A 13619-nucleotide genomic window follows, 5' to 3' on the forward strand; every position below is an offset into this window, starting at 1 on the left:
GGGGCTGCTTGAACCGGGGGGACAGGCAGCCCCTTTCCGTGTTTTCGGACACGCGCGCCCACAGCCCACGAGCACCGCATACGCTTCCCCCGCAGCCGACCCCGCAGCCAGGAACCCTCATGAACAGACTCCGCACCCGGGCCGGCAAGCGCCCGTACACGCGCAACCGCACCCGGCCCCCGCTGACCCTGGTGCTTCCCGCGCTGCTCGCCGTCGCGTTCCTGCTGCTGCCGCTGATCGGCATCCTCGTGCGCACGCAGTGGAGCGAACTCGGCGCCCACCTGACCAGCCCCGGCGTGGTCGAGGCCCTGAAGCTGTCACTGTTCGTGTCCCTGTGGGCCCTCGCCCTCTCGCTGCTCCTCGGTGTGCCGCTCGCCTGGCTGCTGGCCCGCGTCGAGTTCAGGGGCAAGGCCCTGGTCCGCTCCCTCGTACTGCTCCCGATGGTGCTGCCGCCGACCGTCGGCGGTGTCGCCCTGCTCCTCGGCTTCGGCCGGCGCGGGCTGCTGGGCCCCTTCCTGGAAGGGAACTTCGGGATCACCCTGCCGTTCCACACCTCGGGCGCGGTCGTCGCGGCCACGTTCGTCGCCATGCCGTTCCTGGTGATCAGCCTCGAGGGAGCGCTCGGCGGGCTCAAGCAGAGCTACGAGGAGACCGCCGCCTCGCTCGGCGCCTCGCCGGTCCGGGTCTTCTTCACCGTGACCCTGCCCATGGTGACTCCCGGCCTCGTCGCCGGAGCGGCGCTGACCTGGGCCCGCGCCCTGGGCGAGTTCGGCGCGACGATCACCTTCGCCGGGAACCTGCCCGGCTCCACCCAGACCCTGCCGCTCCAGGTGTACCTGCTGCTGCAGGACGAGCCCGAGGCCGCCACCTCCGTCTCGCTGCTGCTCCTCGCGATCGCCATGGGCGTACTGGTCGCCCTGCGCGGACGCTGGACGGGCACCCCGGTGGCCCGCGAGGCCGTGGCGGCGCCGACGGTCCCGGAGGATCCGCTCGCCCCTGAGCCGGGCAACCGCACCGGCCGTGCCACGCCGCCGTCCAGCGGCGGCCTCTGGCCCCTGCACGCCGTCGTCACCGGTTTCAACGAGCTCGTCCTCGACGCCGAACCCGGCACCACCATCGCCGTCGTCGGCGAGAACGGCGCCGGCAAGACCACCCTGCTGCGCGCCCTCCTCGGCCTCACCCCGCGCGCCCACGCCGCACTGCGGCTCGGCGAAACCGACGTCACCGCCCTGCCCCCGCACGAGCGGCAGGTGGCCTGGGTCCCACAGGACGGGGCGCTGTTCCCGCACCTGACCGCCGTGGCCAACACCGCGTACGGGCTGCGCGCCCGCGGAGTGCCGCGCGCCGAGGCCCTCCGCGAGGCACTGGACTGGCTGGACCGGCTCGGCGTCGGCCACCTCGCCGACCGCAAGCCCGCCCAGCTCTCCGGCGGCCAGGCCCAACGCGTCGCCCTCGCCCGGGCGCTGGCCGCCCGCCCCCGGCTGCTCCTGCTGGACGAGCCGCTGGCCGCGCTCGACCAGACCACCCGCGCCCGCGTCCGCCACACCCTGCGCACCCACCTCGCCGGCTTCGGCGGGGTCTGCCTGATCGTCACCCACGACCCCGTCGAAGCCGTCTCCCTCGCCGACCGGGTCCTCGTACTCGACCACGGCCACGCCCTCCAGGACGCACCGCCCGCAGAGGTGACCCGCAACCCGCGCTCCCCGTGGGTGGCCCGCATGCTCGGCCGCAACGCCTGGCCCGGAATCACCACGGCGGACGGGCTCACCCTCGCGGCGCGCGGTCGTCTGGTGGTCGCCGAGGCCCTGCCGAAGGGGACGAAGGCGCTGGCGATCATCGCGCCGGAGGCGGTGTCGGTGCACCGGGACCGCCCGGGCGGCAGCCCCCGCAACATCTGGCCCGGTACCGTACGGGAGATCACCGCGGTCGGCAGCCGGCTGCGCGTGCTGATCGCCTCGCCCGAGGTGCCCGACCTGGTCGCCGAGATCACCCCCGAGGCGGCGGCCGAGCTGGGCATCGTGGAGGGCGTCGCGGTGTGGACGAGCGTGAAGGCCACCGAGGTCACGCTGGTCCGCCTCTGAGGTCCGCGGACCCGGGGCAGGCGCGGGCCGGCAGTCAGCCGCTGTCCTCCGGGGCGGCCAGCTCGAACTCGCACCACACGCACTTCCCGCCGCCCCGGGGCTCCACACCCCACTCGTCCGCGAGCCGCTCCACCAGCAGCAGTCCGCGGCCCGACACCGCCCAGTCACCCGCCTCGCGGCGCCTCGGCAGGGCGCTGCTGGTGTCCTCGACCTCGATGCGGATCCGCCCGTGCGCCGTGAGCCGCATGCTGAGGTGCCCGCCGCCCTCCGTGTGGACCAGGGCGTTGGTCATCAGCTCGTCCGCCGCCAGTTCGATCTCGTCGGCCCGGTGCCGCGCGCCCCAGGCGGCGACGGCCGCCCGGATCAGGTGCCGGGCCAGCGCCGGGGCCTTGGTGTCCCCCGGTTCCAGACGCTGGTGCAGCGGGCCGCCGCCGCGGGCGGTGGGAGTGCCCCGGCGACGCAGTACGAGCAGGGCCATGTCGTCCCCGCCGCCCGAGTCCCCGACCAGGTCGCACAGCACGTCTGCGAGTTCCTCCACGTCGACCGGGCCGCTGTGGACCGCCGCGACGAGTTCCCGCATGCCGGAGTCCGGTTCCGCGCCGGGGCGCTCGATCAGGCCGTCGGTGCACAGCAGCAGGGTGTCCCCTGGGTGCAGTTCGAGGGTGGTGACCGGGTAGCCGGAGCCCGTGCCGGTCTGCTCGCGCGGCGGCAGCCCGAGCGGCAGCCCGCCGGCCACCTGCACCCGGTGGACGCTCCCGTCACCGCGCCGCACGACCGGGTCGAGGTGCCCGGCGCGGACCAGCCGGGCCATCCCGGTGCTGAGGTCGACCTCGGCGTAGGTGCAGGTGGCGAAGCGTTCCGTCTCCAGTTCACGCAGGAAGGCCGAGGCCCGGGCCATCGCCGCCCCCGGCGTGTGCCCCTCCACGACATAGGCGCGCATCACGATGCGCAGCTGCCCCATGACGGCGGCCGCGTCCGTGTCGTGTCCCTCGACGTCGCCGATCATCACCCCGACCCGGCCGTCGCCGAGCGGGACCACGTCGTACCAGTCGCCGCCGATGTCCCGCCCCATCCGCGCGGAGCGGTACCGTACGGCGATCAACGCGCCCGGCACCTCCGGGATCCGGCGGGGCAGCATGGCCCGCTGGAGCCCCTCGGCCAGGTCGTGCTCCTGCTCGAAGAGCATGGCGCGCTGGAGGCTCTGCGCGACGCCGCTGCCGAGCGCCATCAGCAGGTTCCGCTCCTCGGCGGTGAAATCGCCGTCGCGCGTATAGAGCAGACCGAGTGCCCCGACGGCCCGGCCCTGGGCGATCAGCGGCAGGTAGACACCGCTGCGGACGGACAGCGGCTCGATGTACGGCCACAGCTCCGGGTAGCGCAGCTGGAACTCCTCGCGCGACACGAGGAAGACGGGCTGCAGGGTCCGTACGGCCTCGCTCATCGGCAGGTTCGCGTCGATCCGGGTGTACTCGATCTCGGGCACGTACGAGCCCAGCTGCCCCTCCGCGACCAGGTGGATGCGGCCGCCGTCGACGACGCCCAGCATCACGCTGACCGCGCCGAGGTGCCCGAGGGCCTGCGGGTCCTTGAGGATGTCGGTCACGTCGTTGACGGTGCGGGCGTGGGCGAGGATGGCGGTGGTCCGCTCGACGACGTTGGTCATCCGGCGGCGCCCCTCGCTCTCCTCCCCGCCCGCGCCGGGCTCGCCGGGGTCGTGGGCGGCGTCGCGCAGGATCCCGATCACGCGGTACGGGCGGCCGCCCGGGTCCCGCAGGATGTGCCCCTGGATATGGGTCCAGGCCGGGGTGCCGTCGCGCCGGCGGCTGCGGACGTAGGCCCCGTAGTGGCTCCGGCCGTCCTTGATCGCCTGCGCGACCCTGGTGTCGAGCCGGGCTTCCTCGCCGGGCACGAAGCACCGCCGCAACCCGGCGGGGGTCCCGTCGAACTCGTCCGGGGGCAGGTCGAGCACCTCCAGGGCGGTGGGATCGAGATGCATCCGCCCGTTGTCGAGGTCCCAGTCGAATGTGCCCATGCGGTTGAGCGCGAGGCTGGTGTCCGGCCGCGCCGGCCAGTCGACGGCGGGTTCCTCCGCCCTACGGCCCATGCAGACAGGGTCTCACTCTCCCCCGCCGGTGTCCCTGCGGAGCGGCCGGCGGTGGCCCGGCCGCGGCGGGCGCGGGAGCGCGCGCCCGCGGACCGGGAGGTGTCCAGCCGATCGGCGCGGCCCGATCGGCAGCACACCCGCTACACCGTCCCGCTCTCCGCCGGGCCCGCGTCGTGGACCAACAGGGCGATCTGGACCCGGTTGTTGAGGTCGAGCCGGGTCAGGATCCGGGACACGTGGGTCTTCACCGTGGGCCGCCCCGGCCCGCTCCTCGGACATCTCCGGCAGCTGCCACAGGAAGACGGGCAGCGGGCCGAAGGCCAGCGCCGCCACCCATGCCGTGGCCTTCCACGGCCGGGTCGCGGCCACGGTGAACACCGCCACCATCGCCGGTCCGGTCAGGTAGTGCGCCACGCTCCCGGCCAGGAGCAGCACCACGGCCAGCTGGACCGGCCACCGCCGTCGCAGCAGGACCGCCGCGCACCCGAGGCCGCCGACCACCTGGTCGGCGGCCCGCCACCCGGCGCCCAGGTCCTGCGGCACCGGGATGGACTGCGAGGTGACGGCGGCGAAGCACGCGGCGAAGAGGAACAGGCCCAGGTCGGCGGACCAGTCCCGGCGGGTGCGGTGGATGCGGCGCATGTCCCGGAAAGCTACGCGGGCCCGCCGGGGAGCGGGCGGGCCCGCCTCGGGCCGCATACGTAAGTCGGACGGCCGGAAGCCCAAAGGCGGATCCGGGGACCCGCGCCCGCCGCCTAGCGTCGGAGCATGACCTCCAGCACTCCCAAGTCCCCGGTGGCGGCCCTGACGGGGCTGCTCTCCTTCGTTCTCATCGTCGGCGGCGCGAGCGGCCTGCTGCACGAGTGGCTCGGCTGGATCCATTTCATGGGCTTCGTCCGCTTCCTCGCCCCCGACGGGTACGAGATCTACAGCTACGTCGTCATGATCGCCCTCGGCCTCGGGGTGGCCGCGGCGGGCGACGCGCTCACCCGCCGCGGCCGCGCCTGACCGCACCGGCACGCACCGGCACGCACCTCACCTCCTTCCCGGCACGGGGAGGAGGTGAGGTCATGGACGGGCGGTCGGATCAGCTCGCCGCGGGGCCTTCAGGCTCGGGGGCCGGGGCCGTCCGGGCCGGTTCCGTCGCTACCGGCGGCGGAGGCGGTTTCGGGGCCTCGGGGGCGGCCGTGGTCGGCTTCGGAGGGGGCGGAGCCGTGGTCACGGGCGGCACCGCGGTGGTCGCGGGCGCCCCGGTCGTCGGGGGCGGCGCGGTGGTCGCGGGTTCGGTCTTCGCCGCCGGTGACTCCTTGGTCGGTGACTCCTTGGGTGACCCGGACGGGGTCGGCGTGGTCGGGGCCGGGGTCGGGCTCGGCTTCGTGGGCGTCGGCGTCGCCTTCGGCGTTGTCACCGAAGGCGACGGGGTAGGGGTCGGCGTCGTCACGGACGGGCTCGGGGACGTTCCCGAGGGCTTCGGGGACGTGACGGACGGCGTCGGGGTCGGGGACGTGACCGACGGGGTCGGCTTCGGGGAGGTCCCGGACGGCCTGGGGGACGTGCCCGACGGCGTCGGGGTCGTCACCGACGGCTTCGGGGTCGGCGTGAACGGCGGAGTCGGGACCGGCGGCGGCGGTATCGGCTTGTCGGGCCGCGGCTTGCCCTGGTGGTCGCCGCCCTTGGGGCGCTCGTACCACTGGCGGTTGTGGGGGTCGTAGATCACGATCTTGTTGATGACGGTCACCGCCGGGGCGACGGCCACCACCTTCGCCGGCTGGTAGGAGGGCCAGGTCTGGCCGAAGCGCTTCGGGTTGGCCTTCAGCGCCACCGGCGGACCGAGCGGGTTCCCGCACGCGCAGCGCACCCGCGGCACTCCCCGGTCGTCCACCAGCACGGCGGTCCCGGCCTGGAGCACGGCCTGGTAGGGCACCAGCTTGCCGTCGCGGTAGCCGTGGACCGTCACGCGCGTGTCCATCCGCAGCTGTACGGAGGTGAGCGAGCGGAGGTAACCGGGAACGGCGGCCGGCTGGAGGCCGAGCGCCGAGCCGAAGGCCGCGTTCTTGGAGGGGTCCGCGTTCAGTGATCCGATCAGCTTCTCGACGTCACAGCTGACGGTGTCCCTGGTGCCGGTGTACACGCCCGGCGCGGAGCCGCTGACACTCCTGGTGCCCACCGGCGCGCTGGCACTCGGGCTGACCTGTGCCGTGCCCGTCCCCTGGGGGGAGGGCGGCCGGCTCTGCGTGGTCGGCTCGGGCGGCGGGGCCTCCTTCACCGCGGTGGACTCGGTGAAGGGGTCGGGTCCGGAGGCGGCCACCGGCTGGAGGAACACCTCACCACCGGCGTTGGACGTCCCGCTGGGGCGGGTGAGGACCACGGCCAGCGCCACGACCGCCACCACCGCGACGAGCGCGGTGACGAGCCGTGGCACGGAGCGCCACCAGGGGCCCTTGGCCGGGCCGCCCTGCCCCTGGCCTCCCGGCCCGCCCGGCGGCGCCGGGGGCGGTGGCGGCGGGGGCCCCTGCTGCCCGCCCGAGAGCGGGCCGGAAGGGGGCCCGGTGGGGCGTTCCGAAGACGGCGGACGGCCGGATGGTTGTGTGGTCACGGGCTCTTCTTCCCAGGAGGAGTGAGTTCCCTGGGGACCATTGTGTGCGCCGTCCGGGTGGTGCCCGCAAGCCGGGGGTGTCACGGTGGCAGGGTGAGTCAGACGCCGGGTTCGTCATCGTCGGGGGGCTCCCCGCGGGCATGGCGCGACGCTCTCGTCGCCGTCGTTGCGGGATTCGTGATCATGGCTGTGGTCGCCGCCGCCGGGCTGCTGTGCGCGGGCGCGGGAGATCTGCCGGGCGGCGCCTTCCCGCACGTGACCGCCGCGGTCGTGGTGATGGCGGCGGGCGGTGTGCTGGAGGTGTCGGGCGGCGCCGGTTCGCTGGCGGGGGCGGACGCGAGCCTGTCGGTGGTCCCCCTTTCCGTCAGCCTGGCCGGCGCCCTGACGACCGGCTACCTCTTCCTGCGCCCCCTGCACAACCGGGCGGTGGCCCGGCCCCGCGAACTCATCGGCCGGGCCCTCCCCCTGGTCCTGCTGTGGCTCCTCGCGCTGACCGGGGTCACCTTCCTCGCCCGCGCGACCTTCGGCCTCTCCACCGGCGACTCCCCCCTCGGGACGATCACCGAACTCCTGGACTCCGCGCCGACGGTGGGCTTCCGGGTCGACCTGCCCCCCACCCTCCTGTACGGACTGCTGTGGATCCTGGGCCTGTTGCTCATCGCCCTGCTGGTCTCGCGCCGCGCCCCGCTCCCGGCCCGACTGGTCCGCTTCCACTCGGCGCTGCGCCCGGCCGCCTTCGCCACGATGCTGCTGCTCCTCGCCTACGTCGTCCTCGGCATCGGGGTCGGCGTGGTCGTGGCCGCCACCCAGGGCCATGCCGACCGGACCCTGGCCGTGATCCTGCTCGGGCTGCCCAATCTGGCCTGGCTCGCGCTCACCCTGGGCTTCGGCGGCGCCTGGGAGGGCATGGTCGAGGGGCCCTTCGGGCTGCCCATGCCGCAGCTGCTGGACGAGGTGCTGCGCGGCCCCGACCTGTCCCGGGTCGATGTGGCCTCGCTCGCCGAGCAGGACTCCCGGGCGTGGTGGCTGGTGGCGGTGGCCGCCGTCCTGCTGCTCGGCACGGGCGTACTCGCCGCCGTACGCTCCCCCGCCCATGTCCGCGCCTGGCAGCACGCGCTCCACCTGGGCGTGGCCCTGGCCCTCGCGACCCTGGCCGTCTGCCTGCTGGGCCGCATCCAGGCGCAGTTCGGGCTCTCCCTGCTGGGCATCGGAGACGTGGACGGCCTCGGCGGCCAGGTCCGGCTGGAGCCCGTGCTGTGGCGCAACGTCGGGCTCGGTCTGCTCTGGGGCGCCGTGGCGGGCTTCCTGGGCGCACTCCTGGCCCGTCCGCTGCACCGCGGCGGCCGGGTCGACGAACCGGCCGCCGCGACCCGCACCACCCCTGAGCAGTAGGGCGCGAGCGGGCTCGGGGCCGAGGCCCCGAACAGCGGTGTTCACAAGACCGGCCCGGTGTTCAGAAGACCGGCAGCGCCCATCGCGGCACCGGCGGCGGGTCGCGCAGCGCGTCCCGCGCGGCCCGGTCCGCGTGCGCCGCCTCGTCCGCCGGCCCCGTCACCGGCGGTGCGGCTCCCGTCCCGTTTCCCGTCCCCGCCCGCCGCAGGGCGCCGGTGAACTCCAGACAGCTGTTCCACCGGTCCTCCGGCGACTTGGCCAGCGCCTTCGCGAGTACCTCGTCCACGGCCTCCGGCAGCCCGGGCCGCCGCGCGCTCAGGGGCGGCGGCGGGTCGTACTGGTGGGCCCACAGCAGGGCGATGTCGTCGTCCCGCTGGAACGGCGGTTCCCCGGCGAGGGCCTCGTAGACGACGCACCCGAGGCTGTAGACGTCGCACCGGCCATCGACGGGCTTGCCCGAGATCTGTTCCGGCGCCACGTAGGTCACGGTCCCGACGAACTGCCCGTCGGTCGTGAACCCGGTCAGCGACAGCGACTTCTTCGTCAGCCCGAAGTCCGTGAGGTAGGCGTGCTCCGGGTGGTCGCGGTCGGTGCCAGGGGCGATCAGGATGTTGCCCGGTTTCACGTCCCGGTGGACCAGGTCGTGGGCGTGGGCCGCGTCCAGCGCGGACGCCACCTGGCCGGCGATGCGTGCAACCGTGGCCACCGGCAGCGGGCCCGTCCGGTCCAGCATCACCCGCAGGTCCGGCCCCTCGACGAGGCGCATGGCGATGTAGAGGAGTCCGTCCGCCTCGCCCGCTTCGAAGACGGGCACGATGTGCGGGTGCTCGATGGTCGCGGCCACCTTCGACTCATGGGCGAACCGCTGTCTGAAGGTGTCGTTCCGGGCCAGTTCGGGGGCCAGCAGCTTCAGCGCCACCCTGCGGTCGAGCCGCAGGTCCCGCGCCTCGTAGACGACGGCCATCCCGCCGCGCCCGATCACGCTCTCCACCAGGTACCCGGCGATCTGCTTCCCGCGCAGGTCGAGGGGGGACCCGTCGGCGGGCTCCGCCCGCTGCTCGTCCACGGTCAGCCGCCTCCGGGGTCGCGGGTGTCGACGATCCGCGTCGGGTCATGGGCCACCGACCGGTCGGACCGTTCCCCCGCCCCTTCGCGCGGGATCCCGACGGCGTCGGTCGGGGTCGGCTCCCGCCGTACGGGGGCCGCTCCGCCCGGATCCGTGTCGGCGGGCGGCGGGGGCGGTGCTGCTGCCGCGGGGGCGGGCGTACCGCCCGGCCCGGCGCCGACCGCGAAGGTCGTCATCCGGTCCCCGTCGTCGTACAGCCACCGTCCCGACTTCCCGTCGTAGAGCCACACCGACTCGCCTTCGATGACCACTCCGGCCCGCAGCCCGCGCAGGGAGCGGCGGAAGGCGTCGGCGTCGATGCGCCCCGACGCGAGCTCGTCCACGGCCCGCCGGTAGCGTTCGAGGGTCTCGGCGGCGCGTGTGAGCAGCGGCCTCGGGTCCTCGGAGCGGACCGGGGGCTTCCCCCCGGCCGTCGGCGGCGGGTGCGGCACGGCGACCAGCAGCCGCCCGTCCACCCAGGCGGACCAGCCGTTGGCGCACAGGACCTCTCCCCACTCCCCGCGCCGCGACAGCAGCTGCACGGGCAGGAAGGCGTCGAGCGGCACCGTCGGCCGGCTGGCGTCGGGCCCCTCCCAGGCGGCCAGGCCCTCCTGCGGCACCACATGGGTGGGGTTGAAGTCCTCCACCTCGCCTCCTGGGCGTCCCATCGAGCTGCTCATGAAGTCTACTTCCGCATGATGGTCGGCTCATGGCGCCGCAGCAGCCGCGCGACCAGCACGCCGAACAGCACGGACAGGCCGACGAGCACGCCCATCTCCAGGAGCCACAGGTGGGGCTTGTGGTCGAACAGCGGGTCCTCGGTGATCGTGCCGGGCATGATCGCGCCGAGGTCGATGGTGGCCGCCATCGCCGCCATGGCCCACCGGGCCGGCACGAACCACGCCAGTTGTTCGATGACGGGCACGCCGGTGAGTTTCAGCAGGGAGCCGCAGAAGACCACCTGGACGATCGTCAGGAGGACCAGGAGCGGCATGGTGACCTCCTCCTTGGTCACCAGGGCGGAGATCAGCAGGCCGAGCAGCATCGCGGTGACGGACAGCAGGGCGACGGCGAGGGTGATCTCTATGAGGGGTGGCATGAACAGGCCCCGGCCGTTCGGGGCGTTGGTCTTGACTCCGGCGAGGCCGACCACGGTGAGGACCACGGCCTGGGCGACGGTGATCGCGCCGAGGACCACCACCTTGGACATCAGGTAGGCCGAGCGGGACAGGCCCACGGAGCGCTCGCGCTGGTAGATGACGCGTTCCTTGACGAGTTCGCGCACCGCGTTGGCGGCGCCCATCAGGACTCCGCCCACGCACAGGATGAACAGGGCGTTCAGCGCGGTGTCGAGGGTGAGGGCGCTGCCGGACAGCGCGCGGGTCATGGCGGCCATGACGAATGGCAGCCCGATCATGATGACCAGGAAGGTGCGGTCGGATCTGAGCACGGCGGTGTAGCGGCGGATCAGCGTGGAGAGCTGGGAGCCCCAGCTCTGGGCGGTGGGCGGCGGCGGAGACTGCGCCGTACCGGCGGCCCGTTCGGCCTGACCCGTGAGCGGGAGCCGACCGGCGGTGACGTCGACGTTGCGGCGGTGCATCGGCGAGCCCCGGAACTCTCCGGCCCAGTCGCGGTCGCGCTGGTTCTCGAATGCCTCGAAGGCTTCGGGCCACTGCTCGAAGCCGAAGTAGTCCAGGGCCTCTCCGGGCGGGCCGTAGTAGGCGATGCGCCCACCGGGCGCGAGGACCAGGAGGCGGTCGCAGCCTTCCAGGTTGAGCACGCTGTGGGTGACGACGATGACGGTGCGGCCGTCGTCCGCGAGGTCGCGCAGCATGTTCATCACCGAGCGGTCCATGCCGGGGTCGAGGCCGGAAGTGGGCTCGTCCAGGAAGAGCAGGGAGGGCTTGGTGAGCAGTTCCAGGGCGACGGAGACGCGTTTGCGCTGGCCGCCGGAGAGGCTGTGGATGGGCTGGTCGGCGCGCTGTTCGAGGCCGAGCTCGCCGATCACCTCGTCGACCCGGGCTTGGCGTTCGGCCTGGGCGGTGTCCTGCGGGAAGCGCAGTTCGGCGGCGTAGGTGAGGGCGCGCCGGACGGTGAGCTGGGTGTGCAGGATGTCGTCCTGGGGGACGAGCCCGATGCGGCTGCGCAATTCGGCGTAGTCGCGGTAGAGGTCGCGCCCGTCGTAGAGCACGGTGCCCCGGTCGGCGGGGCGCAGGCCGGTCAGTGCGCCGAGCAGGGTGGATTTGCCGGCTCCACTGGGGCCCACGACGGCGAGCAGGCATTTGACCCCGACCGGGAAGGAGATCCCGTCGAGCAGGACCTTCTTGCCGTTGTCGACGGCGACCGTGAGGTCCTGGACGTCGAGGGAGACCTCTCCGGTGTCCACGAACTCCTGGAGCTGGTCGCCGACGAGGCAGAAGACCGAGTGGCCGATGCCGACGATGTCGCCCTCGACCACGGGTGAGGGCCGGTGCACGGCGGCGCCGTTGAGGTAGGTGCCGTTGTGGCTGCCGAGGTCGACGATCTCGTAGGTGCCGTCGGCGAGGGCGTGCAGCTCGGCGTGCCGGCGGGAGACGGTGAGGTCGTCGACGACGAGGTCGCTGCCGGGGGCGCGGCCGATGCGCACGGCCGTGCGGACGGGCAGCGGGCGCACGGTCGTCGGCTGCCGGAACGCGCCGGTCATCGCCGGGGTCGTGCCCCGGGACGGGCCGCCCGCATCGGCGTCGGGGGGTGGTGCGGGCGGCGCCGGTTCGACGACCGCGGCGCGCGGCCCGTCGTCGACGCTGCCGAAGCGCAGTTCCGTGCCGACGCCGACGCTCCACTCGTGGACGCGGTGGCCGTCGGCCCAGGTTCCGTTGGTGCTGCCCTCGTCCTCCAGCGTCCAGTGGTCGCCGTCGGGACGCAGGATCGCGTGGTGCCAGGAGACGCGGGCGTCGTCGAGGCAGATCTCGCAGAGGGGGTCCCGGCCGACGTGGTAGATCCGGTCGGGGTCCATCTCGGTGGCGCCCCAGTCGGTCACCAGGACGAGCTGGGGCGCGGTCGGCACTCCGGGGCGCTGGACCATGACCAGATTTTCCCACGATCCGGAAGGTCCGGCACCGGTCGGATATCACCGCAGGTCAGAGGCCTCTTATGGGTAATGACAACGGTCCCCGTTGCAGCCTTTGCCGATCTCGCCGGGGTGCGCTTCACTTCACGCGACGGGACCGAACACACGGGTGCCGCGACGAGACGGGGGACGCCATGAGTGGGCAGGACCACGCGCACGACGACCACGGGCACGACGGGCACGGGCACGGACCCGGCGGGCACAGCCACGGCGTGTCCGCCGACGCCGACCGCCGCTGGCTGGCGATCGCGCTCGCCCTGATCGGCGGGTTCATGGCCATCGAGGTGGTCGTCGGCGTCATGGCCAACTCGCTGGCCCTGATCTCCGACGCGGCCCACATGCTGACCGACGCCGTCTCGATCGTCCTGGCGCTGATCGCCATGCGGCTGGCGGCGCGGCCCGCCCGCGGCGGCTTCACGTACGGCCTCAAGCGGGCGGAGATACTCTCCGCGCAGGCCAACGGCCTGACGCTGATCCTGCTCGGCCTCTGGCTGGCGTACGAAGCGGTGCGGCGGCTGATGAACCCGCCGCCGGTGGAGGGCGGCCTGGTCGTGGTGACGGCGCTCGTGGGCATCGTCGTCAACGTGGCCGCGGCCTGGTGCATCTCCCGGGCCAACCGCTCCACGCTCGTCGTCGAGGGCGCCTACCAGCACATCCTGAACGACCTCTTCGCCTTCATCGGGACCGCCGTCGCCGGTGTGATCGTGCTGACGACCGGATTCCGGCAGGCGGACGCGATCGCCACCCTCGTCGTGGTGCTGCTGATGCTCAAGGCGGGCTACGGACTGATCCGCGAGTCCGGCCGGATCCTCCTGGAGGCCGCTCCCGCCCATGTGGACCCGGACGCGGTCGGCGACCGCCTCGTCGGACACCCGCCCGTCACCGAGGTGCACGACCTGCACATCTGGACGATCACCTCGGGCCAGGCCGCGCTCTCCGCGCACGTACTGGTGGAGCCGGCGGGCGACTGCCACGCCGTACGCCGGGACCTGGAGCGGCTGCTCGACAAGGAGTACGGGATCACCCACACCACCCTCCAGGTGGACCACAGGCAGGACTCCCTCCTCACGGTCGGCCGCGGGGGCGGAGGCCCGCCCGACGCGCACTGCGCGGACGCGCACGGTCCGGTCCACCGGCAGGGGCCGCACGACCACTGACGCGCCCGGACCTACGCGCCCGGACCGCTGACGCGCCGGGGCACTCCGGGGATCACCGGCCCGGGTCGCCCCGGG

8 protein-coding genes and 2 pseudogenes are annotated in these 13619 nt (G+C 73.8%); 4 read left to right on the forward strand and 6 right to left on the reverse strand.

All coding sequences use genetic code 11. The features are described from left to right. The first annotated feature begins 119 nt into the window (after positions 1 to 119). On the forward strand, positions 120 to 2081 hold the full coding sequence (locus ACIQZO_RS17125; RefSeq protein ID WP_403626596.1) for an ABC transporter permease: 1962 nt from the start codon (positions 120 to 122) through the stop codon (positions 2079 to 2081). Between the two features lie 34 nt (positions 2082 to 2115). On the opposite strand, the gene ACIQZO_RS17130 is transcribed toward ACIQZO_RS17125, so the two are convergent. Together ACIQZO_RS17130 and ACIQZO_RS17135 are read right to left on the reverse strand one after the other, a co-directional pair. Beyond that, on the reverse strand, positions 2116 to 4185 hold the full coding sequence (locus tag ACIQZO_RS17130) for a SpoIIE family protein phosphatase (protein ID WP_403626598.1): 2070 nt from the start codon (positions 4183 to 4185) through the stop codon (positions 2116 to 2118). A gap of 140 nt (positions 4186 to 4325) precedes the next feature. After that, positions 4326 to 4439 (reverse strand): annotated as a pseudogene (locus tag ACIQZO_RS17135) (DNA-binding response regulator); the annotation flags it as partial. A 514-nt stretch (positions 4440 to 4953) separates the two neighbouring features. Between ACIQZO_RS17135 and ACIQZO_RS17140 the strand changes: the two are divergent. Next, complete coding sequence (locus tag ACIQZO_RS17140; RefSeq protein WP_403626601.1) at positions 4954 to 5193, forward strand: hypothetical protein; 240 nt, start codon at positions 4954 to 4956, stop codon at positions 5191 to 5193. 304 nt (positions 5194 to 5497) lie between these two features. On the opposite strand, the pseudogene ACIQZO_RS17145 reads toward ACIQZO_RS17140, so the two are convergent. Continuing rightward, a pseudogene (locus ACIQZO_RS17145) lies at positions 5498 to 6781 on the reverse strand (DUF6777 domain-containing protein); the annotation flags it as partial. A 93-nt stretch (positions 6782 to 6874) separates the two neighbouring features. Here ACIQZO_RS17145 and ACIQZO_RS17150 point away from each other — a divergent pair. Beyond that, positions 6875 to 8173, forward strand: a complete 1299-nt coding sequence (locus tag ACIQZO_RS17150) for a streptophobe family protein (protein WP_403626603.1) — start codon at positions 6875 to 6877, stop codon at positions 8171 to 8173. A gap of 61 nt (positions 8174 to 8234) precedes the next feature. Here the strand turns inward: ACIQZO_RS17150 and ACIQZO_RS17155 are convergent, their stop codons facing one another. The 3 genes from ACIQZO_RS17155 to ACIQZO_RS17165 are packed head-to-tail and all read right to left on the reverse strand — an operon-like array spanning position 8235 to position 12342. Continuing rightward, positions 8235 to 9245 (reverse strand): serine/threonine-protein kinase, encoded by a 1011-nt coding sequence (locus tag ACIQZO_RS17155; protein WP_403627018.1) that lies wholly within the window; start codon positions 9243 to 9245, stop codon positions 8235 to 8237. Continuing rightward, positions 9242 to 9958, reverse strand: coding sequence for a hypothetical protein (locus ACIQZO_RS17160; protein ID WP_403626606.1), 717 nt, complete (start codon positions 9956 to 9958; stop codon positions 9242 to 9244). Before ACIQZO_RS17160 ends, ACIQZO_RS17155 begins: the two co-directional genes overlap by 4 nt. 5 nt (positions 9959 to 9963) lie before the next feature. Further along, positions 9964 to 12342 carry an FHA domain-containing protein gene (locus ACIQZO_RS17165; RefSeq protein ID WP_403626609.1) on the reverse strand — a complete coding sequence of 793 codons (2379 nt, stop codon included), beginning with the start codon at positions 12340 to 12342 and terminating at the stop codon, positions 9964 to 9966. A 179-nt stretch (positions 12343 to 12521) separates the two neighbouring features. Between ACIQZO_RS17165 and ACIQZO_RS17170 the strand changes: the two genes are divergently transcribed. Next, entirely contained in the window at positions 12522 to 13544 is a 1023-nt protein-coding gene (locus ACIQZO_RS17170; RefSeq protein WP_403626612.1) for a cation diffusion facilitator family transporter, read from the forward strand. The last annotated feature ends 75 nt before the right edge of the window (positions 13545 to 13619 follow it).

The sequence above is a fragment of the Streptomyces sp. NPDC097617 genome, assembly GCF_044761485.1.
GTDB lineage: Bacteria > Actinomycetota > Actinomycetes > Streptomycetales > Streptomycetaceae > Streptomyces.

Excerpts from the sequence above, each read along its gene's own strand:
- ACIQZO_RS17160 (WP_403626606.1), bottom strand. The coding sequence starts at position 9,958 with ATGAGCAGCTCGATGGGACGCCCAGGAGGCGAGGTGGAGGACTTCAAC.
- ACIQZO_RS17140 (WP_403626601.1), top strand. The coding sequence starts at position 4,954 with ATGACCTCCAGCACTCCCAAGTCCCCGGTGGCGGCCCTGACGGGGCTG.
- ACIQZO_RS17125 (WP_403626596.1), top strand. The coding sequence starts at position 120 with ATGAACAGACTCCGCACCCGGGCCGGCAAGCGCCCGTACACGCGCAAC.
- ACIQZO_RS17130 (WP_403626598.1), bottom strand. The coding sequence starts at position 4,185 with ATGGGCCGTAGGGCGGAGGAACCCGCCGTCGACTGGCCGGCGCGGCCG.
- ACIQZO_RS17165 (WP_403626609.1), bottom strand. The coding sequence starts at position 12,342 with ATGGTCCAGCGCCCCGGAGTGCCGACCGCGCCCCAGCTCGTCCTGGTG.
- ACIQZO_RS17170 (WP_403626612.1), top strand. The coding sequence starts at position 12,522 with ATGAGTGGGCAGGACCACGCGCACGACGACCACGGGCACGACGGGCAC.